At 69.1% G+C, this 23,486-nt stretch carries 22 protein-coding genes and 1 pseudogene; 8 read left to right on the top strand and 15 right to left on the bottom strand.

Features of this window, described 5'->3' with window-relative positions:
* Positions 1 to 161: 161 nt before the first annotated feature.
* From QYL93_RS01620 to QYL93_RS01590, 7 genes are all read left to right on the top strand, one after another.
* A complete protein-coding gene (locus QYL93_RS01620) occupies positions 162 to 1,565 on the top strand; it encodes an amidase (RefSeq protein ID WP_305742011.1) in 1,404 nt (467 codons plus the stop codon).
* A gap of 6 nt (positions 1,566 to 1,571) precedes the next feature.
* Positions 1,572 to 2,180: a hypothetical protein gene (locus tag QYL93_RS01615; protein ID WP_305742010.1), complete on the top strand. Its 609-nt coding sequence runs from the start codon at positions 1,572 to 1,574 to the stop codon at positions 2,178 to 2,180.
* Positions 2,181 to 2,224: 44 nt separating this feature from the next.
* On the top strand, positions 2,225 to 3,571 hold the full coding sequence (locus tag QYL93_RS01610; RefSeq protein WP_305742009.1) for a tetratricopeptide repeat protein: 1,347 nt from the start codon (positions 2,225 to 2,227) through the stop codon (positions 3,569 to 3,571).
* 207 nt (positions 3,572 to 3,778) lie between these two features.
* Positions 3,779 to 4,396 carry a biliverdin-producing heme oxygenase gene (locus QYL93_RS01605; protein ID WP_305742008.1) on the top strand — a complete coding sequence of 206 codons (618 nt, stop codon included), beginning with the start codon at positions 3,779 to 3,781 and terminating at the stop codon, positions 4,394 to 4,396.
* Positions 4,393 to 6,624, top strand: a complete 2,232-nt coding sequence (locus tag QYL93_RS01600) for an ATP-binding protein (protein ID WP_305742007.1) — start codon at positions 4,393 to 4,395, stop codon at positions 6,622 to 6,624. The genes QYL93_RS01605 and QYL93_RS01600 overlap by 4 nt, the downstream gene beginning before the upstream one ends.
* A 24-nt stretch (positions 6,625 to 6,648) precedes the next feature.
* Entirely contained in the window at positions 6,649 to 7,050 is a 402-nt protein-coding gene (locus QYL93_RS01595; RefSeq protein ID WP_305742006.1) for a response regulator, read from the top strand.
* A 27-nt stretch (positions 7,051 to 7,077) separates the two neighbouring features.
* Entirely contained in the window at positions 7,078 to 7,773 is a 696-nt protein-coding gene (locus QYL93_RS01590; RefSeq protein ID WP_305742005.1) for a hypothetical protein, read from the top strand.
* A 51-nt stretch (positions 7,774 to 7,824) separates the two neighbouring features.
* On the opposite strand, the gene QYL93_RS01585 is transcribed toward QYL93_RS01590, so the two are convergent.
* The 8 genes from QYL93_RS01585 to QYL93_RS01550 form a co-directional block, all read right to left on the bottom strand.
* Positions 7,825 to 8,514, bottom strand: a complete 690-nt coding sequence (locus QYL93_RS01585) for a histidine phosphatase family protein (RefSeq protein WP_305742004.1) — start codon at positions 8,512 to 8,514, stop codon at positions 7,825 to 7,827.
* A gap of 120 nt (positions 8,515 to 8,634) precedes the next feature.
* Positions 8,635 to 8,877 (bottom strand): hypothetical protein, encoded by a 243-nt coding sequence (locus QYL93_RS01580; RefSeq protein ID WP_082607907.1) that lies wholly within the window; start codon positions 8,875 to 8,877, stop codon positions 8,635 to 8,637.
* 4 nt (positions 8,878 to 8,881) lie between these two features.
* A complete protein-coding gene (locus QYL93_RS01575; protein WP_305742003.1) occupies positions 8,882 to 9,736 on the bottom strand; it encodes a DUF429 domain-containing protein in 855 nt (284 codons plus the stop codon).
* A 3-nt stretch (positions 9,737 to 9,739) separates the two neighbouring features.
* Positions 9,740 to 10,621 carry a DMT family transporter gene (locus tag QYL93_RS01570; protein ID WP_305742002.1) on the bottom strand — a complete coding sequence of 294 codons (882 nt, stop codon included), beginning with the start codon at positions 10,619 to 10,621 and terminating at the stop codon, positions 9,740 to 9,742.
* Positions 10,622 to 10,725: 104 nt separating this feature from the next.
* On the bottom strand, positions 10,726 to 11,148 hold the full coding sequence (locus QYL93_RS01565) for a BLUF domain-containing protein (protein ID WP_305742001.1): 423 nt from the start codon (positions 11,146 to 11,148) through the stop codon (positions 10,726 to 10,728).
* Positions 11,149 to 11,150: 2 nt separating this feature from the next.
* Positions 11,151 to 11,882 carry a GTP cyclohydrolase I gene (gene folE / locus QYL93_RS01560; RefSeq protein ID WP_305742000.1) on the bottom strand — a complete coding sequence of 244 codons (732 nt, stop codon included), beginning with the start codon at positions 11,880 to 11,882 and terminating at the stop codon, positions 11,151 to 11,153.
* Positions 11,883 to 12,000: 118 nt separating this feature from the next.
* On the bottom strand, positions 12,001 to 13,218 hold the full coding sequence (gene clsB, locus QYL93_RS01555; protein ID WP_305741999.1) for a cardiolipin synthase ClsB: 1,218 nt from the start codon (positions 13,216 to 13,218) through the stop codon (positions 12,001 to 12,003).
* A gap of 2 nt (positions 13,219 to 13,220) precedes the next feature.
* Positions 13,221 to 13,958, bottom strand: a complete 738-nt coding sequence (locus QYL93_RS01550) for an endonuclease/exonuclease/phosphatase family protein (protein WP_057204869.1) — start codon at positions 13,956 to 13,958, stop codon at positions 13,221 to 13,223.
* A gap of 133 nt (positions 13,959 to 14,091) precedes the next feature.
* Here QYL93_RS01550 and QYL93_RS01545 point away from each other — a divergent pair.
* Positions 14,092 to 15,903: pseudogene (locus QYL93_RS01545) on the top strand (response regulator).
* Between the two features lie 9 nt (positions 15,904 to 15,912).
* Here the strand turns inward: QYL93_RS01545 and QYL93_RS01540 are convergent.
* Genes QYL93_RS01540 through QYL93_RS01510 form a run of 7 tightly spaced genes read right to left on the bottom strand, consistent with a single transcriptional unit; the run spans position 15,913 to position 23,470 of the window.
* A complete protein-coding gene (locus QYL93_RS01540; RefSeq protein ID WP_305741998.1) occupies positions 15,913 to 16,758 on the bottom strand; it encodes an aldolase/citrate lyase family protein in 846 nt (281 codons plus the stop codon).
* 10 nt (positions 16,759 to 16,768) lie between these two features.
* Positions 16,769 to 17,584 carry a 2-oxo-hept-4-ene-1,7-dioate hydratase gene (gene hpaH, locus QYL93_RS01535; RefSeq protein ID WP_305741997.1) on the bottom strand — a complete coding sequence of 272 codons (816 nt, stop codon included), beginning with the start codon at positions 17,582 to 17,584 and terminating at the stop codon, positions 16,769 to 16,771.
* Between the two features lie 10 nt (positions 17,585 to 17,594).
* On the bottom strand, positions 17,595 to 18,590 hold the full coding sequence (locus tag QYL93_RS01530; protein ID WP_305741996.1) for a Bug family tripartite tricarboxylate transporter substrate binding protein: 996 nt from the start codon (positions 18,588 to 18,590) through the stop codon (positions 17,595 to 17,597).
* 27 nt (positions 18,591 to 18,617) lie between these two features.
* Positions 18,618 to 19,565, bottom strand: coding sequence for a fumarylacetoacetate hydrolase family protein (locus QYL93_RS01525; protein ID WP_305741995.1), 948 nt, complete (start codon positions 19,563 to 19,565; stop codon positions 18,618 to 18,620).
* Positions 19,562 to 20,455, bottom strand: a complete 894-nt coding sequence (locus QYL93_RS01520; RefSeq protein ID WP_305741994.1) for an extradiol ring-cleavage dioxygenase — start codon at positions 20,453 to 20,455, stop codon at positions 19,562 to 19,564. Before QYL93_RS01520 ends, QYL93_RS01525 begins: the two co-directional genes overlap by 4 nt.
* A 29-nt stretch (positions 20,456 to 20,484) precedes the next feature.
* Complete coding sequence (locus tag QYL93_RS01515) at positions 20,485 to 21,960, bottom strand: aldehyde dehydrogenase family protein (RefSeq protein ID WP_305741993.1); 1,476 nt, start codon at positions 21,958 to 21,960, stop codon at positions 20,485 to 20,487.
* Between the two features lie 31 nt (positions 21,961 to 21,991).
* On the bottom strand, positions 21,992 to 23,470 hold the full coding sequence (locus QYL93_RS01510) for an FAD-binding oxidoreductase (protein ID WP_305741992.1): 1,479 nt from the start codon (positions 23,468 to 23,470) through the stop codon (positions 21,992 to 21,994).
* Positions 23,471 to 23,486: the final 16 nt, after the last annotated feature.

Raw genomic sequence — 23,486 nt, 5'->3', positions numbered from 1 at the left:
ACGCACTGCCCGGGCAACCCGAACTTGCAGGGGCTCGCAAGAGCCCCTGCTGCGCTCCGGGGCCTGGTGCCGTGCACTTCGCCTGCTTCATTTTTTGCTGACCGCTCCTGGCGTGCCTTCCCAGCCGCCCCGCGCCCTCCCCTCCTGCCCAGCCACCTGCCATGAGTGACCTCCACGACCTGCCCGCCCACGCCCTGCTCGCTGCCTACCGCCAGCGCACGCTGTCCCCCGTCGAGGTCACCGAGGCCGTGCTCAAACACATCGATGCGTGGGAGCCCCACATCCAGGCCACCTACCTGCTGCGCCCCGACCTGGCGCTGCAGCAGGCCCGCGCTTCCGAGGCCCGCTGGATGCGCGGCGAGCCCATGGGCCTGCTCGACGGCGTGCCCGCCACCATCAAGGAAAACATCGCCACACAGGGCGACCCGCTGCCGGCCGGCACGGCCGCCGTGGACCTGGTGCCCGCCGCAGCCGATGCGCCCCCCGCCGCGCGCATGCGCGAAGCCGGTGCCGTCATCGTGGCCAAGACCACCATGCCCGACTACGGCATGCTGTCCTCGGGGCTGTCGAGCTTTCACCCCCTGGCGCGCAACCCCTGGGATGTGAGCAAGGGCCCGGGTGGCTCCAGCGCCGGCGGTGGCGCCGCCGCTGCAGCTGGCTACGGCCCGCTGCACATCGGCACCGACATCGGCGGCTCGCTGCGCCTGCCGGCCAGTTGGTGCGGCATCTTCAGCCTCAAGCCCAGCCTGGGCCGCATCCCCATCGACCCGCCCTACACCGGCCGCGCCGCCGGCCCCATGACGCGCACCGTGGCCGACGCCGCGCTGATGATGCAGGTGCTCAGCCAGCCCGATGCCCGCGACAGCATGGGCCTGCCCGCACAGGACATCGCCTGGGGCGAATACGACCGCAGCGCCGAACACCTGCGCGGCCTGCGCATCGGCCTGTTGCTGGACGCCGGCTGCGGCCTGCCCGTGGACCCCGAGGTGCGCGCCGCCGTGGAGAGCGCCGCGCGCCTGATGGAGGCCGCCGGTGCCACCATCGTGCCCATGCAGCCCTTCATGACGCAGGCCATGCTCGACGGCATGGACCACTTCTGGCGCATGCGCTCGCACATCGACCTGCAGGCGCTGCCGCCAGCCAAGCGCGGGAAAGTATTGCCCTACATCCGAGCCTGGGCCGACAGCGCAGCCGGCATGTCGGGCACCGCGGTGTTTACCGCCAGCCACCAGTTTCACCTCACGCGCCTGGCCGCCGTGAAGGCCTGCAGCGCGTTCGACTACGTCATCTCGCCCGTGGCACCCAACGTCGCCTTCCAGGCCGAGCTGCCCTCGCCCACCAACGACCCGCTGCGCCCGCTGGAGCACATCGGCTTCACCGTGCCATTCAACATGTCCGAGCAGCCGGCCGCGTCGGTGAACTGCGGCTACACCGAGGCCGGCCTGCCCATCGGCCTGCAGATCGCGGGCGTGCGCTTCGACGACCTCGGGGTGCTGCAGGTTGCGCACGCCTTCGAGCTGATCCGCGGGCCCCAGCGCCCGTGGCCCCAGCCGCCCAAGGGTTGAGCCGCCATGGATGTCCTGATCCTGTCGATCCTCATCGCCAGCGGCGTCTACATGCTCAATGCCAAGGAGCAGCGCAAGCGCATTGCGCTGCTGGGCAGCCACCTGGGCAACTACCAGATCGAGAAGCTGATGGAGGCGCTGACCGAGGGCTACCTGCGTGCCTTGGGCGAAAGCACCGACGAGCGGCGCGGCCAGATCTGGTCACTGCTGGAAACCACCGAATCGCAACTGGCCGAGCAGTTCGCGCGCTTCGCCGCCGATTTCTCCAAGGTGGATGAAGCCCAGGCCCGCGTGAGCCGCCTGGCGTTGGCCATACCATTCGCGCAGGCCATCCTGCCCGCCGCCACCTTCGACATGCGCCGTGCCCTGGCCATTCACGCGCGGGGCATTGCCAGCGCAGCGCAGAACAGCGAGCATCTGACGCCCAAAGACAAGGCCTTCGTGATGACGGCCGAGCTGCTGCTCATGCAGCACACCTGCCACTGGTTCTGCAAATCCAAGACGATTGCCACGGCGCGCATGCTGGCGCGGCACAAGACACCGCACGAACAGCTGGTGGCCTCGGTGTCCGCCCCCACGCGCACCGCGTACCTCGCGCTCATCCACGGGAAATGAGTTACCGCAAGACGGGGTAGCTTCTTGCCCCGCACAATGCACCGATGCACACCGCCACCGACAGCCTGGGCAACCCCGTCACCCTGCACGAGCAGGGCAGCCTCTCAGCACTGAACGATTTCGTCGAAGGGTTCATCAGCTGCGAGGCCCGCGCCGTGAACGTACTCGCGGCCGAGCACGACCACAGCGCCATCGTGCAGGCCTGCTGCGCGGCGCTGCACATGTTTGCCGAGTCGGCCGATGCGCCGCGCAACGCGCGCCCCTACCTGGCACGCGCGCAGGCGGCAGCCGGCCAGGCGAGCGAGCGCGAACAGCGCTTCGTGGCGGCCGTGGCCGCCTGGGTCGATGGCGACCTGCCGCGCGCCATTGCCCTGCACGAGGAACAGGCCCGGCTGCACCCGCGCGACCTGGCCTCGCTCAAGCTGGGGCAATACCACCTGTTCAACCGCGGCGACTCGCCGGGCATGCTGCGCATTGCGCTGGCAGCCCTGCCCGCTGCGGCCGAGGTGCCCTACCTGCACGGCATGCTGGCCTTTGGCTGGGAGCAGTGCCACCTGCTCGACCGCGCCGAAGCCTCGGCACGCCATGCCGTGGCCCTGTGCCGCAAGGAGCCCTGGGCCCACCACGCCCTGGCGCATGTGATGCTGACGCAGGGCCGCATCGCCGAGGGCACCGATTTCATGGCCAGCGTGAGCGACACCTGGACGGGCCTGAACTCCTTCATGGTTACCCACAACTGGTGGCACCAGGCGCTGTTCCTGCTGGAGCGGGAGCGCCATGCCGAAGTGCTGGCACTCTACGACCAGCAGGTGTGGGGCGTGGTCAAGGAATACACGCAGGACCAGATCAACGCCGTCTCGCTGCTGGCCCGGCTGGAGCTGGCTGGCGTGGACGTGGGCCGCGCGCGCTGGGACGACCTGGCTGGCCATCTGGCGCTGCGCCTGTCGGATCAGGTGCTGCCCTTTCTGGACCTGCAGTACCTCTACGGGCTGGCGCGCGCCGGGCGTGTGGACGAAGCACGCACGCTGCTACGGCACATCGAGGCCCACGCCGCCAGCCGCACCGAGGCGCACGAGCGCACCGTGTGTCAGCAGGTCTGCGTGCCTGCCGCCCACGGCTTGCTGGCACATGCCACAGGCGACTGGGCCACGGCCGCGCAACAACTGGGCCTGGCCCTGCCCCAACTGGTGGCCGTGGGCGGCAGCCATGCGCAGCGCGATCTGTTCCACCAGATCTACCTCGACGCCCTGGCCCGAAGCGGCCAGTGGGCCACGCTGCAGAACCTGTTGCAGCCCCAGGCCAACGCGCAGCCCGAGTCCCTGCGCCTGGCGCGGCAGCTTCAGAGGGTGTACAGCGCCCTGGCCCTCGACCGCGCCCTCGGCACCGCGTAGGACGAGACCCCGCGGCCGTGTAGCCCCACGGCGCATTGCCACCGCGGCACACGGTGCAGGGGGCAAACCCCTGCCCGCACAGGCCCTCTGCCGGCCAATCCGGTTCTAGAATGGGAGTGCACTGTGCCCCTGGGTGCGGTGCCTTATCTGCCGGTCTTCCGTACCTTGTCCCACAACACCCTCGCTCCTCCATTGCCCCTGCCTGCCATGACCGATGCGCTGCAGGCGCTGCGGCGCGCCACCGCCGAGCGGCATGTCCAGCTCGACTCCGGCCTGCCCATCGCCCGTGCCGACGCCAGCCTGGCCGACTACCTGGAGCACGTCCACGCCCTGGCTGCCTGGCTGCAGGCACTGTGGCCTGCGCTGCAAACGCTGCAGGCGCACGCGCCCGGGTTTGGCTTCGCGCCTGCAGCGCGGCTGTCCGCGCTGCGCGAGGACCTGGCGCACCCGGCTGAACAAGCCACCCTGACCTGGCCTCGGCCCAGTGCCACCACCGCGCAGTGCCTGGAGCAGGCCCTGGCGCGCCACCCTGGCCAGACCGATGCCGTGCGCTGGGGCCTGGCGTATGTGGTCGAGGGTTCGCAGCTCGGCGGGCAGGTGCTCCATCGCGGCCTCGCGCCCCGGCTGGCGCCGCACCCGCTGCGCTATCTGCAAGGCGATGGCGCGGGCACCGGTGCGCGCTGGAAGGCATTCATGGCGCTGCTGCGCGCGCACGTGGCCTCGCCCCCGGCCATTGCGGCCGCGTGCGACGGTGCGCTGGCCGCCTTCCAGGGCCTGCAGGCGCACTTCGACACCATGGACGCCACACAAGGAACGCCAGCATGACCTCCGCCGCGGCCCCTGTGCAGCCCACCACGCTGGAAAACTGCGACCGCGAGCCCATCCACATCCCGGGTTCCATACAGTCCCACGGGGTGCTCGTGGCCGTGGATGCAAGCGGCGTGGTGCACCATGCCAGCAGCAACGCCGAGGCACTGCTGGGACACGCGCTGCTGCCGGGCGACGTGCTGCGCAGCAGCGCGCTGGTGGCGCAGCATCCCCAGATCGGCGCGCTGCTCGACGAAGGGCTGGCGGCATTGGGCGCCGCCGCCGATCTGCCCATGCCGACCGAGCTGGAAATCGAAGGCCGCAGCTTCGACGTGGTGCTGCACCAGTCGCACGAGCTGCTGGTGATCGAGTTCGAGGCCCGCCAGGCATCTTCCGACGCGCTCACGGGCTTTGCCATGCAGGCCCACCGCGCCATGGAAAAGCTGCGCCGCCCGCGTGCCGCCATCAACGACCTGCTGCAACTGGCCACCCAGGAGCTCAAGGCGCTCACCGGCTTCGACCGGGTGATGGCCTACCGCTTTCGCCCCGACAGCAGCGGCGACGTGGTGGCCGAATCGCGTGCCGGCTTCCTGGACCCCTACCTGGGCCGGCGCTACCCCGCCAGCGACATACCGGCGCAGGCGCGCGCACTGTATGTGGCCAACACCCTGCGCCTGATCGCCGACGTGCAGGCCGCGCCGGTACCCCTGGCTCAGGCCGCAGGCAGCAAGCTGCTGGACCTGAGCGCCGCCATCCTGCGCAGCGTCTCGCCTATCCACATCGAATACCTGAGCAACATGGGCGTGGGCGCGTCCATGAGCATTTCCATCGTCATCAACAACCGGCTGTGGGGCCTGCTGGCATGCCACCACATGGGGCCGCGCCAGGTGCCCTACAGCGTGCGCATGGCCTGCGACGTGATGGCGCAGATGCTGGGCGCCACCATCCAGGCGGCCCTGGCGCGCAAGCAGGCCGAGCGCCAGCTGCAGGTGGCCGAGTTGCGCACCCGGGTCATGGAGAGCGTGCTGCACTCCGACGATGAATTCACCGCGCTGTGCTCCCATGCGGGCGCTCTGGCCGAATCGATGCATGCCGACGCCATCATCGTGTCCGAGCACAGCAAGCTGTGCACCGAAGGCGGCATCAGCGACCCAGCCGCCAAGGCCCTGCTGCAATGGCTCGATGCCACGCACGCCGGCAGCACCCTGTACGCCACCCATGCCCTGCCGCTGGAGGCACCGGCCATTGCCGTGCAACTGCCCCCCTGGTGCGGTGTGCTGGCCCTGCCGCTGGATCTGCAGCGGGGTAGTTGGCTGGTCTTCCTGCGCAAGGAGCAGATCGAGACCATCCACTGGGGCGGCAAGCCCGACAAGGAAATTCGCCCAGGCCCCCTGGGCCCCCGCCTCACACCGCGCGGCTCGTTCGATCTGTGGAAGGAGATCGTGCGCTCCACCTCCGAACACTGGGCCGCCGATGACCTGGACATCGCACGGCAACTGCTCGCAGAGCTGGTGCGCGCCCAAAACGCCCGCCACGCCGAACTGAACAACGCCCGAAGCCACCTGATGGCCGTGCTGGGCCACGATCTGCGCGATCCGCTGCACTCCATCAGCATGGCGGCGCGGGTGCTGGAAAAGAACAATGGCGCCGATGGCAACACCGGCAAGCTGGGGCAGCGCATCCAGTCGTCGAGCAGCCGCATGCAGCGCTTGGTGAGCCAGGTAATGGACATGTCGCGCCTGCAAAGCCGGCTGGGGCTGGACCTGCAGCCCGCCAGCATCGACCTGGTGCAGTTGCTGGCCGACCTTATGGACGAGGCGCGTACGGCCCACCCGGGCATGCAACTGATGGGGCACCTGCCCGCCAGCCTGCAGGCCGAGGTCGACCCCGACCGCATGGCCCAAGTGTTCTCCAACCTGGTCAGCAACGCGCGCCATCATGGCGACGCAGGGCAGCCGGTCGAGGTGCACATGCAGGCCACGCCAGAAGGCCCGCTCATCCAGGTGCGCAACGTGGCCCCGGCCATTGCGCCCGAGGTGGCCGGCGACCTGTTCACCCCCTTCAAGGCCTCGTCGGTGGGCAAGGCGCGCAACCGCTCCGGCCTGGGCCTGGGCCTGTACATCGCGCACCAGATCGTGCAGGGCCACGGCGGCAGCATCGGCTACGCGCACGAGGCGCCGCATGTGGTGTTCACCGTGCACCTGCCGCAGCGCCCGGCACGCCCTCCTGCAGACCCCTCCACCTGACACCCGCTGGCCCCTGACACCACCATGCCGCTAGACATCCTCGTGATCGATGACAACCAGGACGCCACCGAGCTCCTGGAAGAACTGCTGTCCATGGAGGGCCATTCCGTGCGCACGGCCGCCACGGCAGCCCGCGCCCTGGCCCTGGCCAGGGAAAAGCCTGCGCAGATCTTTCTGGTGGACCAGAACCTGCCGGACATGAACGGTTCGGACCTGGTGCCACTGCTACGCGCGAGCGTGGCCGAGCACGGCGCAGGCCCCTGCTTTGCCATTGCGATCACCGGCATGGCCTCGGGCAACCCCAGGACAGCGGGCGGTCAGATGGGCGTTTTCGACTACATCCTGGGCAAACCGCTCGACTTCGACGCCTTCGACGCGCTGCTGGCGCGCTGCGCTGCTGCGCTGCAAGCCCCTCCCGCTCCCTGAGCGCCTCCACTCCAGCCCCCATCAACCATGCCTGCCAAGAATCCCGAGCCGCCCCTTCCCGAACATGCCCGGGCGCTGATGGACGCCGGCCTGCAGCATGCCGTGCTGATGCGCGCCATGCCGGTGCTGCGCCATGACCTGGCCAGCCCCCTGTCCGTGATGCGCATGGGGACCATGCTGCTCAAGCGCCGCCTGGCCAAGGGCGACATGACCCCCGAGCAGGCTGTGGAACGTGTGGAGCAGATCGAGGAGCAACTGGGCGACATTGCCCACCACATCCGCCGCCTGCGCCAGTGGGACCTGCAGATCAACGAACGCCAGGCCCTGCGCGCGCTGGTGGCGGAAGCCGTCGAGCTGGCCCGGCCCATGCTGATGGTGCGCGGCACCGAACTTGAGCCCCTGGCCGAGGATGCAGCCGGCTGGGACGAGCAGGCCACGGCACGGCACACGCTGCTGTACGTGGTGCTGGCCGCCCTCTACCACCTGGCAGAGCGGCCCGGCCCCGTGCCCGCCCGCATCACTGTGGAGCCCTCGGGGGCCAGAGGGGTGCGTGTGCGCACCCAGGGGGTATCGGCGTCGCAGGACCTGCCACCCATGCAGGGCAGCAGCCTGGCCCAACCACCGGCCCTCGACCTGGCAGCGCTGCACCAGTTGGCCCGGCCCCTGGGCATCACCGTGCAGGTCGCGCAGGACCAAGTGGAGATCACCCTGCCCGGCGCCTGAGCACCACAGGGTCTTCCATCAGAGCCGGCCACCAGGGCCGGCGCCCTGGGCTCAGTCAGCGCCGTCCACCGCTGCCACCAGCAGCTTGGCCTGGTCGTAGACCGGCTGCGGCGGCAGGTCGGCCAGGTGGCGCACGTCGCCCCAGTGCAGCAGTTCGATGGCGTCGCCATCCAGGCGCACGCGGTTGAAGCCCGCATTCGGGATATCGCTCTGGCGCGGCCCGTGCAGGCCTACACCCTGCGCCGTGCGCCAGACCATGTCGAGCACGCCGCCGTGGGTCACCACCATCAGGGTCTTGCCCGCATGCTCCTGCGCCAGGCGGCGCACGGCGCCCATCACCCGGGTGTGGAACTGGCGCGTGGTCTCGCCGCCGGGCATGCCGCCGTCGGCGTCGAAGCGCAGCCAGTTCTCCCAGGCCTCGGCATGCTGCAGCTTGATGTCGTCCACGCGCATGCCGTCGACCAGGCCAAAGCTCTGCTCGCGCAGGCTGGCGTCCACCACGTTGTCGATGTGCAGCTGCGGCAGCAATGCGCCCAGCACGGGCTGCGCCGTCTGGCGCGTGCGGATGAGGTCGCTGCAGACCAGGTGGTCCACCGCCAGGCGTTCGGCCCCCAGGCGTTCGGCCAGGCGGCGCGCCTGCTCATGGCCGGTGGCGTTCAGGGGCACGTCCACTTGGCCCTGGAAGCGCAGTTCCCGGTTCCAGTCGGTCTCGCCGTGGCGTATCAAGATCAGTTCGGTCATCCCGTCCATTATCGAATGCATGCACAGTATTGCAAGCAATACTCCTGCCAACGGCATGCAGACCGTCCCCAGGCGCTATGCTTTTTGACAACCAAGGGGCGATTGCACCTGTTTCGCTCCTCAACGCATTGGGACGATGAGCACCTTGCGGCGCGGGGCGCAGCCGGGGCCGTCGTAGGGCGGGCTGTCTTTCTCCCAGCCGCTGCCGGGCGAGGTCTGGGCGCAGACGCGCTGAGCATCGACCTTGCTGCGCCAGTAGAACCAGGGTGCGGGCGCAGCCAGTGCGGCGGTGCATGCGAACGCGCAAACCAGCGCCCCGACCCACAGCCGGTGATTTCGTGCGCAAGCAGCAATTCGCATCATGCCTTCATTGTGGCGCGCCCTCGTCCACCCTGCCACCCGGCATGGGCGCGGTGACGATCCAGCCTTCCAGCGGGTCCAAGCCGGGCGGCAAGCCGTAGAGGGCATCGCCCTCGGCATGGCGCTGCTCGGCCCAGCCGGCCTGCAGCATGCACAGCACGGCGTCCAGGCTGTCGCCGCTGGCGTCGGCCACCAGGGCATCGCGCTGGGCGTGGCTCAGCTTCAGTCGCAGCGCCAGGCGCGTCTGCCCCAGCTCCAGCGCGGTCAGCAGGTCCTTGCGCGCGATCAGGCGGTCCGGCGTCTGCTTGGCAACATCGTCGCTCTTGTAGCTGCGCCGCTGCAGCACCTCGCGCGCGAGCAGGCCGGGGTAGGCCTCCAGCGCCACGCGTGTGGGGTCGCCTGCATGCAGGCCGGGCAGGTGCACGCCGGCCCCGAGCAGCAGCGGCACGCCCGCATGCAGCATGTAGGCCACGGGCGGGTTCACCCATTTCATCGACGGGCTGGAGCCGGCGGGCCCGTCGGTTGCGCGGTGCGCGAACTTGCCGCCCACGGGGCGCGCATCGCAGAAGGCGGCAAAGGCTTCGCGGATCTGTGGGCGGGTGAGCGAATGGTAGTGCTGCATGCTGGCATGCCACTGCAGCGGCCAGCCCAGGGTCTGCAGCAGCTCGCGCGGCAGGCCGAAGGGCAGGTCGAACCCACCCACCCAGTGGCGCGGCTCGGCCAGCCAGGCGCCCACCGCGGGCAGGGTTTCCAGCCGCACCAGCTCCGCGAGCTGCACGCGCGCGCCGTCGCGCAGGCCCAGGGCCAGCACCACGGGCTTGCGGCGCGTGGGGCTGCTTGAGAAGTCACATCCGAGCAGCATGGCCTACCCAAGGGCGAGCGCGGTGACGCCGGCCGCGATGAGCACGGCCCCGCAGATGCGGGCCACGCGGTCGCCTTCGCCCAGCAGGTGCCCGCCGATCAGCGCGGCGAACAGCATGGACACCTCGCGTGCGGGCGCGACATGCGACAGGGGCGCCTCCTTCATCGCATACAGCACCAGCACATAGGCCACGGGGCTGATCATGGCCACCAGCAGCGCGAAGCGCCACTGCGCGCGCCACAGTTGGCCGGCGGTGGGCAGGTCGCGCAGCACCACGGGCGCCAGCAGCGCCACGCGCACGAAGTTGCCCATGTAGTCCACGAGGATGGGCGACATCAGCAGGATCTTGACGGCATAGCCGTCGACCACCGTGTAGCTGGCGATGAAGGCCCCCGTGAGCAGGCCGTAGAACATGCCCTTGTGCACGCGCGCTCGCGCGGCCGGATCATGCGCGGCGCGCAGCAGGCCCGGGCCGCCCGCGATCAGGAACACCCCGCCCACCACGCCCGCGATGCCGCCCACGCCCAGCGCCGAAATGCGCTCGCCCAGCAGCGTGACCGCCACCAGCGACGACATCAGCGGCCCCGAGCCGCGCGCCAGCGGGTAGACCACGGTGAGGTCGGCCTTGCGGTAGCCGCGCAGCAGGATGACGAAGTAGCCCACGTGCAGCAGCCCGCTGGCCACCACGAAACCCCACTCCACCGAGCCCCACAGCGGCACCGCATCGCGCCCCAGGTACCAGCCCAGCGGCGCCCAGACCAGCATCATCAGCACCGAGGTGAAGAACGCGAAGCGCGAATCCCCACCCGCCTTCTTGGCCACGATGTTCCAGCAGGCATGGATCAGGCCCGCCAGGATGATGAGGCCGAAGGCATTGAGGGTCACGGTGGGAAAGCGGAAAAGAGAATGCAAAAGGCCGCAGCGCGTTGGCGGCTGCGGCCCAGGTTCGGATGTCTGGAAAAGAGGGCAGGCCTGGAGGCCAGCCCTTTTTAAGCTCGCCCGATGATGGACGCCGTGGCCATCAGCTCTTCCAGCAGCGCAAACGACACCTTGCCGGACGCCCCATACGGGTCGAGCTCCGGCTTCTCGGAGTACTTGAGCAAGATGGAATGGTTGATCTTGGAAAGATTCACCTGGCCCATGGTCCAGCCGCCAAAACGGCGCTCGGTGATTTCCTCGTAGTGCAGCAGCTCCACGTTCTGGTGCCGCGGGTCGCGCTGGATGTGGCCATACAGGTCGCTCACTGCAGAGCGGCCGCCCTCGATGGCCTGCAAAAAGATGCCGCCGCCATAGCACAGCACCCCGGTGATGCCACTGCCCGGGTTGTGCTGGCGCGACTGCGACAGGATGGCTTCGATGGCGGAGGGCGAGGTATCCACCGCGCGGCTGGCATAGAGCAGGCGTACGAGCATGGTCAGTTCTTTCCGGGGATGAGGGACAGGAATTCACGGCGCAGCGAGGGGTCCTTGAGGAACACGCCGCGCATCACAGAGTTGATCATCTTGCTGTCCATCTCGCGCACGCCGCGCCAGGACATGCAGAAATGGCTGGCCTCCATCACGATGGCCAAGCCGTCGGGCTGGGTCTTTTCCATGATCAGGTCGGCCAGTTGCACCACGGCCTCTTCCTGGATCTGGGGGCGGCCCATGACCCAGTCGACCAGGCGCGCGTACTTGGACAGGCCGATCACGTTGGTGTGCTCGTTGGGCATCACGCCGATCCAGATCTTGCCGATCACCGGGCAGAAATGGTGGCTGCAGGCGCTGCGCACCGTGATGGGCCCGACGATCATGAGCTCGTTCAAGTGCTCGGCGTTGGGGAACTCGGTGATCGGCGGCTGCGCCACGTAGCGGCCCTTGAACACCTCGTTGAGGTACATCTTGGCCACGCGGCGCGCGGTGTTGTGTGTGTTGTGGTCGCCCACGGTGTTGATTACCAGGCTGTCGAGCACGCCCTGCATCTTGACCTCGACCTCGTCCAGCAGCTTCTCCAGCTCGCCCGGCTCGATGAATTCGGCAATGTTGTCGTTGGCGTGAAAGCGTTTTCGCGCAGCGGCAAGGCGCTCTCGGATCTTGACGGAGACAGGCGTGCCTTCTTCGTCCGGCGGGGTGGTCGTCATATCGGCGGCGGCGGTTGGACTGGACATGTCCCGCATCGTAACAGTGAACGGCACAGGCCGTCAGGCAAAGGTCTTACGCACTTACCGCCCGTCCCTTATCGCGATATAGCTATTATTTATATAGCAAACAAGCCAGCCATCATGGTCAGTACCGGCGGCCCGTGATCCACAGGGCCAGGCGCATCAGCGCATGGGCCACCTGGTCGAGCACGCGCTGGCGCAGCGGGCGGCCCGCATAGCGCGCCGGCTCCATGCGCCGGCCGGCCTGCTCCATGGCCTGCACCAGGCGCTCGCGCAGGTCGGCGGCAAAGGCCGCGTCCTCCACCACCACGTTGGCCTCGCGCGCCAGCAGCAGGCTCAGCGGGTCGAGGTTGGACGAGCCCACAGTGGCCCAGGGCCGCTCGCCCAGCGCATCGACCACGGCCACCTTGGCGTGCAGGAAGCTGGGCGCGTACTCGTGGATCTCCACCCCCGCTTCGAGCAGCGCGCCATACACCGGCCGCGCCGCGTGGTACTGCATGAAGTACTCGTAGCGCCCTTGCAGCAGCAGGCGCACGCGTACTCCGCGGCGCGCCGCCAACAGGAGCGCGCGGCGCAGCTTGCCCCCGGGCAGGAAGTAGGCGTTGGCGATGATCACCTCGTGCCGCGCCGCCCCGATGGCGCGGCGGTAGGCCCGCTCGATGCGACTGCGGTTGCGCACGTTGTCGCGCAGCAGCAGCGCGGCGCGCATGCGCGCGCCGTCTTCGGCCACCTGGGCCGCGTGCTGGGCGGCGCTGGCCGCGCGCAGCGCCTGCAGGGCCTCGGGCAGGCGGCGCTCGCGCATGTCGCGCACGGCCTGCATGCGCCACCACAGCTGGTCCATGGTGTCGCTGGCCACGCCCACCAGGCTGCCCGTGGCCTGCACGGCAAAGTCGAAGCGCGGCGCTGCCAGTGCCCCGTGGTTGGGGTCGTGCAGGTCGTCGAGCACGTTGATGCCGCCGCAGAACAGCATGCAGCCATCCACCACGCACAGCTTGCGGTGCAGGCGGCGCCAGCGGTGCGGCAGCAGCAGGCCCAGCGGCCCGAGCGGCGAGTAGACGTGAAACTGCACACCTGCGGCCGAAAAGCGCTCGGTCCACTCCAGCGGAAAGGCGCCCGTGCCCACGCCATCCACCACCAGCTGGGTGCGCACGCCGCGCCGGGCCGCCCGCTCCAGGGCCTGCGCCACACTGGCGCCGGTGCCGGTGAAGTCGAAGATGTAGGTCTCGAACTGGATGTCCGACAGTGCAGCGTCCATGGCCTTGACCAGCGCGGGAAACAACTCCTGCGCGCCCTGCAGCAGGCGCACCCGGTGGTCGGCGGCAAGGGCCGGGTTCAGGGCCACGGCTAGAGACGGAACTCGGCGATCAGCGGCAGGTGATCGGACATGCGCCACCAGATGCGGCCGCGCGGCACATGCAGCGACAGGGGTGTGAGGCCGCGCACGTAGACATGGTCGAGCTGCACCAGGGGCAGGCGCGCGGGGTAGGTGAAGGCCCGGGGGTCCTCGAATTCATGCAAGCCGAAGCCGGCCAGCATGCGCTTGACCTGCAGGCCCCAGTCGTTGAAATCGCCCGCGACCACCAGCGGTGTGCCGCCGGGCACCTCGCGCTCGATGAAGCGCTGCAGCCGCTCGATCTGCCGGATGCGGCTGCCCGGAATCAACCCCAGATGAACGACGATCACGTGGATCTTGCGGCCATGGGCGTCCACCTCGACGTGCAGCAGCCCGCGCTGCTCGAAGCGGTGGTCGGAAATGTCCTCGTGCTGGTGGCCGATCACGGGCCAGCGCGAGAGCAGCGCGTTGCCATGCTCTCCGTGGCGCGTGAAGGCGTTGGTGCGGTACACCGCCTCGTAGCCCTCCGGGGCCAGGTACTCGGCCTGGGGCAGCTCGGGCCAGCGCTGGAAGTATTTGGCCTCTCCACGGTGCAGCTTCCTCACCTCCTGCAGGCAGACGATGTCGGCATCCAGTTGCTCGACCGCATGCCCCAGGTTGTGGATCTCCAGCCGGCGGGCCGGGCCGATGCCCTGCACCCCTTTGTGGATGTTGTAGGTTGCCACCCGCAGGATGTCTGTGTTGTCCATGGCACCGATTGTGTCGCAAGCAACCGACACATGGCAGGCCGGGGGCTTACCCGCATCGCAGACTCCGCTGACCGGGCATACACTGTGCTTGCAGTGAGCAGTTACTTTTAATTACACCACCCCCGAGCTGCAGATGGCCACAGGCAAAGACCCGGATACGCCAGACATCCAGGCGCTGATCATCGACAGCAATGCCACCTCGCGCAGCATTCTGGTGGGACAGCTGCGCGAGTATGGTGTCACCAAGATAGTGCAATGCAGCCGCGTGCGTGACGCACGCGCCAGGCTCGAACACACGGTGTTCGACTATGTGCTGTGCGACCAGTTCTTCAGCGAATCTGGCGACTCCGGGCAGACCTTGCTGGACGACTTGCGCCGTGCACAGCTGCTGCCGTTCTCCACCGTGTTTTTCATGGTCACGGCAGAGGCCTCGTATGCGGCGGTGGCCGAGGCCGCCGAGTCGGCGCTGGATGGCTACCTGCTCAAGCCCTTCACCCCGAGCGCACTGTTCGAGCGGCTGAGCCTGGCGCGGCTGCGCAAGATCCACTTGAAGCCGATTTTCGACGCCATCGAGCAGGAAGACTTCGAGCTCGCGTCCAGCCTCTGCGTAGAACGTTTCGAGGCGCGCAAGCCCTACTGGCTGTATGCCGCGCGCATTGGCACCGAGCTGCTGCTGCGCCTGGGCCGCCACGACGAATCCCGCACGCTGTTCGAAGCCGTCATCGCCGCGCGCGCCCTGCCCTGGGCCAAGCTCGGTGTGGCGCGCGCGCAGATCGAGTCGGGCCAGGCCACCCGCGCCATCACCACCTTGCAGGGCCTGATCGGCGAGGATGCCTCGTTTGCCGACGCCTACGACGTGCTGGGCCGCGCCCAGGTGGAACTGGGCAACTTCACCGAGGCCATCGAGACCTACCGCACGGCCAGCGCGCTCACGCCCGACTCGGTGGTGCGCCTGTAGAAGCTGGGCATGATGTCGTACTACATGGGCGACCGCAAGACGGCCGCCAGCGTGCTCTCGCGTGCGGCCATCCTGGGTATCGACTCCAAGCTGTTCGACTTCCAGGCCCTGGTGCTGCTGGCCTTTTCCTACTTTTCCGACAAGGACCGCAAGGGCATCGAACGCTGCGTGGCGGACTTCGGCCGCATCCTGGAGCGCCACCAGGACAGCCCGCGCATCCAGCGCTTTGCCAGCATCGCCCAGACCCTGCTGCTGATCCAGCAGCGGCAGTTCTCGGCCGCGGTGGCGGCGGTGCGCGACATGGCGCGCGAGATCGACGAGGCCAGCTTCGATTTCGAGGCCGCCTGCAACCTGGCCAGCCTGCTGGCCGTGCTGGCCGCGACCTCCATCGACCTGTCGGACGGCGAAAAGTGGGTGCGCTCCCTCGGGATGCGCTATGCCAACACGCGCGGCCTCACGGAGTTGATGGCCAATGCCTGCAACGTCTACCCCGCGTACAGCGACATGGTGCGCGAATGCCTGCCCCAGATCAACCAGTCGGCCGAGAAAGCCATGGCCCAGAGCTTGGCGGGCGACGCCGAAGGGGCCGTGCGCAAGCTGCTGCAGCTGGCCGAAAGCTCCCTGAACTCCAAGCTGGCGGACATGGCCCAGCAGGTGCTGCTGCGCCACCGGGAGCGCATTGCCGATGCAGAGGCCCTGCAGGACAGTGTGCAGGCGGTGCGAACCCGCTGCGGCAACGCCCCTACCCGTGCGGTGCTGGGGCAGGACGGCGAGCGGCGCCCTGGTGGCGTGGTGATACGCACGCGCACGCCGCCACCGCCCGAAGCGGCAGCGTCTGCCGCGCTGGCCGCCATCGCCAGCCGGGTCGAGCTGTCGGCGGACCAGATCCTGGACATGCCCGACGAGCCCTCGATCGACGAGATCCTGGGCGTGCCGACGCCCGAGCCCCACGATCCGGCGGAAAAGCTCCGGCTGCGGCCGATGTAGTGGGGGCTGTCAGCCGTAGACCGAGGGGCTTGCCGCAGGCGGCTGCGCGGGATGCAGCGCCCGCCCATAGCGCGCCGCCAGGTCCCGCGTGGCGGCCACCAGCACGCTGGTGTCCACCCCTACGGCCACGAAGACGGCGCCCAGCTCCAGGTAGCGGCGCGCCAGCTTTTCATCGGCCATCAGGATCCCCGGGGCCTTGCCGGCGGCCAGCACGCGGCGTATCCCGCTTTCGATGGCCGCCTGTACCTGCGGGTGCCCGGGGTTGCCGACATGGCCCATGCTGGCCGACAGGTCGGCCGGGCCGAAGAACACGCCATCCACGCCCGGCGTGTGCGCAATGGCGTCCAGGTTCTCGATGGCCAGCGTGCTCTCGGCCTGCACCAGCAGGCAGGCCTGGGCATTGGCCTCTTTGAGATAGCCGGAGTAGCGCATCCACTGCGAGGCGCGCGCCAGGCCCGCGCCCATGCCGCGGATGCCGCCCTGCCCGTCGTCCTGCGGATAGCGCATGGAACGCACCAGCTGCGCGGCCTGCTCGGCGGTGTCGACCATGGGCACCAGCAGGGTCTGCGCGCCGATGTCCAGGTACTGCTTGATCAGCGCCGTGTCGCCCACCGGCACCCGGGCCACCGGGTGCGGGCCGGTACCCAGCATGGCGCGCGCGCTGGCGATGCCCTGCAACTGCTCCAGCATGCGCGGAACGTCGTTGGGCGCGTGCTCGCCGTCGAGCAGCAGCCAGTCGAAGCCGGCCCCTGCGACAAGCTCGGCCGCATAGCCGCTGGCCAGGCCGAACCACAGGCCGATCTGCGGCGTGCGCGCGGCCAGGGCCTGCTTGAAGGTGTTCAGCGGTGTCTGCAAGGCAATCCCCTCAAACGAAGCGGAAGGCGATATTGCCCAGCGGCCCATAGTCCGCATGGAAGGTGTCGCCCGCGGCAGCCGCCACGGGCCGCGTGAACGAGCCCCCCAGTACCACCTCGCCGGCCTCCAGCCCCTCGCGATAGGGCGCAAGCTTGTTAGCCAACCAGGCCACGCCCGTGGCCGGGTGGTTGAGCACCGCAGCGGCCAGGCCCGATTCCTCGATCACCCCGTTCTTGTAGAGCAGCGCGCCGCACCAGCGCAGGTCCACCGCGTCGGGCCGCACGGGGCGTCCGCCGGTGACGATGCCGGCATTGGCCGCGTTGTCCGAGATGGTGTCGAACACCTTGCGCATCGCGCCTGTGTGGCGGTCGTGCTGCTCGATGCGCGCGTCGATGATCTCGATGGCGGGCACCACGTATTCGGTGGCGGCCAGCACGTCGAAGATGTTCACCGGCGGTCGCCCAGGCTCGCCGCGCAGCGGCTTGTGGAGCACGAAGGCCAGCTCCACTTCCACGCGCGGCAGGATGAAGCGCTGCATGGGGATGTCGCCGCCCTCGGCGAAGAACATGTCGTCCAGCAGGGTGCCGAAGTCCGGCTCGGTGATCTGGCTGGCGACCTGCATGGCGCGCGAGGTCAGGCCGATCTTGTGGCCGCGCACCGTGCGGCCCTCGGCGATCTTCATCGCCACCCAGGCGCGCGAGATGGCATAGCCGTCCTGCACCGTCATGCCGGGGTGGCGTTTGGAGAAATGCTCCACCTGCAAGCGGGTCTTCTCCGCCTGGTGCAGTTCAAGAGCGAGCTGCTGGATCAATGCATCGTCAAGCATGGGTGAGCCCTCAGGATTCCGCGGTGAAGCCGATGGCCTTGACGATAGGGCCCCAGCGTTCCCCGTCGGCCTTGAGCAGCGCCGCCAGCTCAGCGGGAGTGGAAGAACGCGCCTCCAGCCCCATGGCAGCCAGCCCGGCGACCACGTCCTTGTCTGCCAGCGCGGTGCGCAGGGCGGCATTGGCCTTGGCCACCACATCGGCCGGCGCCTTGCCGGGCAGGAAGAAGCCGAACCATTCGTTGTAGGCCATGTCCTTGAAGCCCTGCTCGGTCAGCGTGCTGACATTGGGCATGAACTTGTTGCGCGTGGCACCCGAAGTGGCCAGCACGCGGATCTTGCCGCCTGAGAGGTGCGGCAAGAATTCACCCACCGGGGCCGAGACGGCGGCGATCTGCCCGCCCAGCAGGTCCAGGATGGCCGGCTGCGAGCCGCGAAAGCCCACGTGGCGCATGTCCACCTTGCCGGCGCGGCTGATCAGCTCGCCCACGAAGTGCGGCACCGAGCCCGGCGCGGGCGAGCCGAAGTTGGCGCCCGTGGGGTTGGCCTTGCACCACTCGAGGAACTCGGGCACCGTCTTCACCGAGGCGGGCACCTGCGGGCCCACGGCAAAGCCCATGTCGAACACCACGCCCAGCGAGACGGGGGTCACGTCGGCCACCGGGTCGTAGGGCAGCTTCTTGTAGGTGTGGGGGTAGATGCCCAGCATGGACATGGGCGTGGCCAGCAGCGTGGCGCCATCCGCCGGGGCGGCCTTGAGCGTGGTGATGGCGATCTGCCCGCCCGCGCCGGTCTTGTTCTCGACCACGGCCGACTTGGCATAGCCACCCGTGATCTGGGTGGCCACGCGGCGCGCCAGGGTGTCCACCGTGCCCCCGGCGGCGAAGCCGGCGAGGATCTTCACGGTGTCGAGCGCCTGGGCCTGGGCCAGGAAGGGCATGCTGCAGGCTGCGCCGGCCAGGGCCCATTGCAGGGCGTCGCGGCGCGACAGGGATGTGGAAAGGGTCATGGTTTGTCTCCTGTGTCTTGTAGTGGGTTACTGCTTCTTCGCCGCCTGCCGGTAGTTGGCCTTCAGATGCTCGGGCACGCGCTCATCGAAGCCGCAGGCCACGCGCCGCACCTCGGGGCTGTCGGTGGGCTGATGGCCCACGCCCAGTGCCGAGGCGCGCGGCGCTTCGATGGCAACCACCGTGCCCGCCAGGCGGCCCAGGCCGGTGATCTCGCACTCCACCAGGTCGCCCGGGTCCACCGAGCGCGAATGGCATGGCGTGCCCATGAGGATCACGTCGCCGGGCACCAGAGTGATGTGGCGCGCGATGTCGGCCACCACGTAGTGCGGGCCCCAGATGGTTTCGTCGCCGATGTGCGCCTCCTGCACCACCAGGCCGTTGCGGTAGGTGCGCAGCGTCTGTTCGAACAGGTTCACGCCGCGCACGATGCCGGGGCCGATGGGCAGCAGCGTGTCCGCCCCTTTCACGCGCAGCATGCTGCCCTGGTCGGTGTCGCGGTAGTTCTGCAGGCCCATGTCGAGCGCCGGGCAAAAGCCTTCGATGTAGTCCCAGGCCTCGTCGGGCAACACGTTGCGGCAGGTCTTGCCGATGACCACGGCGTATTCGCCCTCGTAGTTGAGGTACAGGCTGTCGGCGGGCTTGTGGATCTCGCAGCCATGGCCGTTGACGGAGGTCGGTGGCTTGGTGAAGTAGGTGGGCGTCTCGGTCGGCTTGGGCTGGTTGCGGGTCTCGAAGCTGCGCGAGCTGTACGAGATGTGCACAGCGATGACCTTGCTGGGCGCGACCGGCGGCAGGTGCTGCAGGCTGGCCGGGTCGATCACGCGGCCATCGTCCAGGCGCAATTGGCCCTGCTGCGCGCCCTCTTCCACCATGGTGCCCCAGCAGGCGCTGCCGCCCACCAGCACGCGGCGGCGCTCCACGCGCGGGCCGCGCATCACGGCGGGCAGTTCGGTGAACGGGAATTCGAAGTTCATGCCGCCACCTCCGCTGCTTGCGTTTCGCCATCGAACCACATGTGCACGTTGCCCGTGCCGCGTGCGTTCTCGTAGGCCGACAGGGCCACGCCGCGGGCGCGGCAGTCGGCCCCACCCATGGCGCCCAGCATCTGCAGGTAGTGGGCGCCGAAGGCCTCCCAGGGCATCTTGCGGTACTCGTCCTGCCATCGATCAAGCACCATGTCGTGCCGGCCCTGCTCCATCAGCGCGATGGCACCCTTGTCGCTCACGATGTTCTCGGGGCGCGAGACATTGCTCTCGTGGAAGATACGCGGGTGGTTCGGCTTCCAGTCGATGGGATTGAACTTGTGGCTCAGCGCACCCGATGCCAGCAGCAGCACGCGCAGGTCGCTGCGGCGCACGGCTTCGGCAATCGCCTCGCCCGATTTCAGGAAATGGCGCCAGTCGCAGTTCTGGCACGAACTCACGGTGACCACCGGCGTGTCGCTGCGCTCCAGGCGCAGGTGCTTGACCAGGTTGATGGTGGCGTACTGCTTGCCAAGGTCGGGATGGTTGATGACACGGTTGTAGCCCTTGTGCTCGCGCGACACGGCCTCGATCTCGAGCGCCAGGTCGGGGTGGCCCCGGTAGTCGTAGGGCACGCCGTGCAGGTACCAGGGCATCTCGTCGGAGATGAACATGCCCTGGTAGCGCGGCGCGCCGTCCACCAGGTGGTAGCCGGTGGTGAACCAGTGCGAGTCGAAGAGGATGACCACGTCGGGCCGGGCCGCAGCGATGCGTTCGCGCAGGCGTGCGTAGCCGGGGATCAGGTCCGAGTCGGCCCCCGCGCCCTGCAGCACGCGAAACTCTTCGCACTGCATCAGGCCGGGGTGGTGCGAGACGATGGCGGCGCCAACGATGCTTCCCATGGGGTATGTCTCCTGTGTGTAGGTAATGCTCAACGGTGGCTGAAGCTGGCGCGGAAAGGCTTTTTCGGAATGACGACATCCTTGACGTCGCAGAAGAACTCGAAGCTCCAGTCCCCGCCTTCGCGGCCCACGCCGCTGCGCTTGATGCCGCCGAACGGTGCGGCCAGGTCGCGGATGCCGAAGCTGTTGACCCAGATGAAGCCGGTGCGCACCTGCTGCGCCACGGCACTGGCGTGCTGCGTTTCGCCGTAGCAGACGCCGCCCAGCCCGTAGTCGGTGCCGTTGGCCAGGGAAATGGCCTCCTCGTCACTGTCGAAGGCCTGCAGGGTGAGCACCGGGCCGAAGACCTCGTTCTGCACGATCTCGCTGTCCTGGCGCAGATCGGTGAGCAGGGTGGGCTGGTAATACTGCGCGCCGAAAGGGTGCTGCGCACCGCCCCAGAGCAGCGTGGCGCCATCGGCCACGGCACGCTGCACGAAGCCGTGCACACGCTCGACCTGGCGCGGGTGGATGATGGGGCCGACCTCGGTGGCCGCCTCGCGCGGGTCGCCCACGGTGAGCTTCTCGACATAGCCGCGCAGGGCGGCCACGAAGGCGTCGTGCACCTTGCGATGCACCAGAAAGCGTGTGCCCGCCAGGCACACCTGGCCGGCGTTGCGGTACATCAGCGCGCCGGTCGCGGCGGCGTTGTCGATGTCGGCATCTTCCAGCACGATGAAGGCCGACTTGCCTCCGAGCTCCAGGCTGCAGGGCACGAGGTTGGCGCCGGCCGACTGCGCGATCGCCTTGGCCGTGGGCACCGAGCCGGTGAACGAGACACGCGCCAGGCGCGGGTCGCTGACCAGGCGCGCGCCGGTGCTGGCGCCCGCGCCCTGCACGATGTTGAACACCCCGGGAGGCAGGCCGGCCGCATGGGCGCAGTCGGCCAGCAGGCTGCTGGTGAGCGGCGCCCATTCGGGCGGCTTGACGATCACGCAGTTGCCGGCAGCCAGCGCCGGGCCGAGCTTCCAGGTGGCCAGCATCAACGGCGCGTTCCACGGCGTGATGATGGCCACCACGCCGGCCGGGTCGTGGCGCACGAGGTGGGTGGCCTGCTCGGTCTCTATGGGCCGGTCCTGCAGGGTCAGCGCATGCTCGGCGAACCAGGTGATGTTGAGCATGGCGCGCGGCACCACGCCGTGCTTCATGCGCGAGAGCAGCACGCCCGCGTCGTTGGATTCGAGCGTGCAGAAGGCCTCGGCGCGCTGGCCGATCTCGGCCGCGAAGCGGTCGAGGTAGAGCTTGCGGTCGGCGGCCGTGAGCGCACTCCACGCCGGGAAGGCGCGCGCTGCGGCAGTGACGGCGGCATCCACATGCGCAGGCGAACCCTCGCTGATGCGGCCCAGCAGCGCCTGGTCGATGGGCGAGTGCAGGTCAAAGCGCAGGTCCGACGCCACGCGCTGGCCGTCGATGTAGTGGTGGGGCGATACGGCGATGCCGGCGACGTTCAGCGTGTCGGTGCTCACAGGGCGTTTCTCCAGGGGGATGACAAGGCCATCAGGGGCGATGGGCCACAGGGGTTTCGGGCAGCAGCTTGGCCGGGTTCATCAGGCCGGCGGGGTCCAACGCAGCCTTGATGCGCTGCATCAGGCGCAGCTCCAGCGGCGCCTTGTAGCGCGCCGATTCATCACGCCGCAGCACGCCCAGGCCGTGCTCGGCGCTGATGGAGCCACCCAGGGCGTGGACGGCGTCGTGCACGAGCTGGTTCAGCGGGCCTTCGAGCGCCAGGAAGGCGGCCTTGGCGGCGGCATCCAGCGGGCCGGCTGCGGCGGGCGATGCGTTGTAATGCAGATTGCCATCGCCCAGGTGGCCGAAGGTGACCTGGCGCACCTGTGGAAAGGCAGCGCCCACCAGGGCATCGGTGCCGGCGATGAACTCGGGCACGCGCGCGATGGGCAGCGCGATGTCGTGCTTGATGGTCGGGCCCTCGGCGCCCTGCGCCTCCGAGATGTTCTCGCGCAGCGCCCACAGGGCCTCGAACTGCGCAAGCGTGGTGGACAGGGCCGCGTCCAGCACGAAACCCTGCTCCATCGCTACCTCCAGCAGATCTTCCATGGCCTGCGCCGCGTGGGCCTGGGCACCCGCCTCGGCTCCGGTGACAGAAATCTCCAGCAGCACGTACCAGGGCGATGCCTCGGCCAGCGGGCGCCGGCTGCCCGGCACATGGTGCAGCACCAGCGCCATGCAGGTATCCGACAGCAGTTCGAACGCGGTGAGCGATGCGCCCAGGCGCTGCTGGGCCAGCGCCAGCAGTTGCATGGCGTCGCCCGGCGAGGGCACGGCCGCCAGCGCCACCACCTGGGCCGCAGGCAGCGGGAAGAGCTTGAGCACGGCGGCGGTGATAACGCCCAGCGTGCCCTCGGAGCCGATGTACAGGTCGCGCAGGTCGTAGCCGGTGTTGTCCTTGCGCAGGGTGCGCAGGCCGTTCCAGACCTCGCCCTCGGGTGTCACGACTTCGAGCCCCAGGCACAGCTCGCGCGCATTGCCGTAGCGCAGCACCTGCACGCCGCCGGCATTGGTGGCCAGGTTGCCGCCAATGGTGCACGAGCCCTCGGCGGCCAGGCTCAGCGGAAACAGGCGCCCAGCCTCGCGCGCTGCGTCCTGCACCTGCTGCAGCGTGGCGCCGGCCTCCACCACCAGGGTGTTGTTCAGCGGGTCGATCTGGCGCACACGGTTCATGCGGGTGAGCGACAGCAGCAGCGGCAGGCGCGTGCCCTCCGCCTGCGGCACCGATCCGCCCGAGAGGCCGGTGTTGCCGCCCTGCGGCACCACAGGCACGCCGTGCGCATGGCACCAGGCGAGCAGTTGCGCCACCTCGGCCGTGTCCGCCGGCTGTGCGACGGCCAGGGCCGGGCCACTCCACTTGCCGCGCCAGTCGGTCAGGAACGGTGCGGTGTCCGCAGGCTCGGTCCACAGGCGGCCGGCATAGGCGGCGCGCAGGGAGGCCAGGGTGCTTGCGGTGGGGATGGCGATCATCGGGTGTTGCTTGTCT

Source organism: Acidovorax sp. A1169, assembly GCF_030704685.1.
In the GTDB taxonomy this organism is placed as follows: Bacteria; Pseudomonadota; Gammaproteobacteria; order Burkholderiales; family Burkholderiaceae_C; genus Acidovorax.
This window is presented reverse-complemented; position numbering and strand designations above follow the sequence as displayed.

Bases quoted from the DNA above. Each gene is read 5' to 3' on its own strand.
- QYL93_RS01615 (WP_305742010.1), top strand. From the start codon at position 1,572: ATGGATGTCCTGATCCTGTCGATCCTCATCGCCAGCGGCGTCTACATG.
- folE (WP_305742000.1), bottom strand. From the start codon at position 11,882: ATGTCCAGTCCAACCGCCGCCGCCGATATGACGACCACCCCGCCGGAC.
- QYL93_RS01610 (WP_305742009.1), top strand. From the start codon at position 2,225: ATGCACACCGCCACCGACAGCCTGGGCAACCCCGTCACCCTGCACGAG.
- QYL93_RS01580 (WP_082607907.1), bottom strand. From the start codon at position 8,877: ATGATGCGAATTGCTGCTTGCGCACGAAATCACCGGCTGTGGGTCGGG.
- QYL93_RS01595 (WP_305742006.1), top strand. From the start codon at position 6,649: ATGCCGCTAGACATCCTCGTGATCGATGACAACCAGGACGCCACCGAG.
- QYL93_RS01605 (WP_305742008.1), top strand. From the start codon at position 3,779: ATGACCGATGCGCTGCAGGCGCTGCGGCGCGCCACCGCCGAGCGGCAT.
- QYL93_RS01590 (WP_305742005.1), top strand. From the start codon at position 7,078: ATGCCTGCCAAGAATCCCGAGCCGCCCCTTCCCGAACATGCCCGGGCG.
- QYL93_RS01520 (WP_305741994.1), bottom strand. From the start codon at position 20,455: ATGGGAAGCATCGTTGGCGCCGCCATCGTCTCGCACCACCCCGGCCTG.
- hpaH (WP_305741997.1), bottom strand. From the start codon at position 17,584: ATGCTTGACGATGCATTGATCCAGCAGCTCGCTCTTGAACTGCACCAG.
- QYL93_RS01585 (WP_305742004.1), bottom strand. From the start codon at position 8,514: ATGACCGAACTGATCTTGATACGCCACGGCGAGACCGACTGGAACCGG.
- QYL93_RS01575 (WP_305742003.1), bottom strand. From the start codon at position 9,736: ATGCTGCTCGGATGTGACTTCTCAAGCAGCCCCACGCGCCGCAAGCCC.
- QYL93_RS01565 (WP_305742001.1), bottom strand. From the start codon at position 11,148: ATGCTCGTACGCCTGCTCTATGCCAGCCGCGCGGTGGATACCTCGCCC.
- QYL93_RS01600 (WP_305742007.1), top strand. From the start codon at position 4,393: ATGACCTCCGCCGCGGCCCCTGTGCAGCCCACCACGCTGGAAAACTGC.
- QYL93_RS01525 (WP_305741995.1), bottom strand. From the start codon at position 19,565: ATGAACTTCGAATTCCCGTTCACCGAACTGCCCGCCGTGATGCGCGGC.
- QYL93_RS01530 (WP_305741996.1), bottom strand. From the start codon at position 18,590: ATGACCCTTTCCACATCCCTGTCGCGCCGCGACGCCCTGCAATGGGCC.
- QYL93_RS01620 (WP_305742011.1), top strand. From the start codon at position 162: ATGAGTGACCTCCACGACCTGCCCGCCCACGCCCTGCTCGCTGCCTAC.
- QYL93_RS01550 (WP_057204869.1), bottom strand. From the start codon at position 13,958: ATGGACAACACAGACATCCTGCGGGTGGCAACCTACAACATCCACAAA.
- QYL93_RS01510 (WP_305741992.1), bottom strand. From the start codon at position 23,470: ATGATCGCCATCCCCACCGCAAGCACCCTGGCCTCCCTGCGCGCCGCC.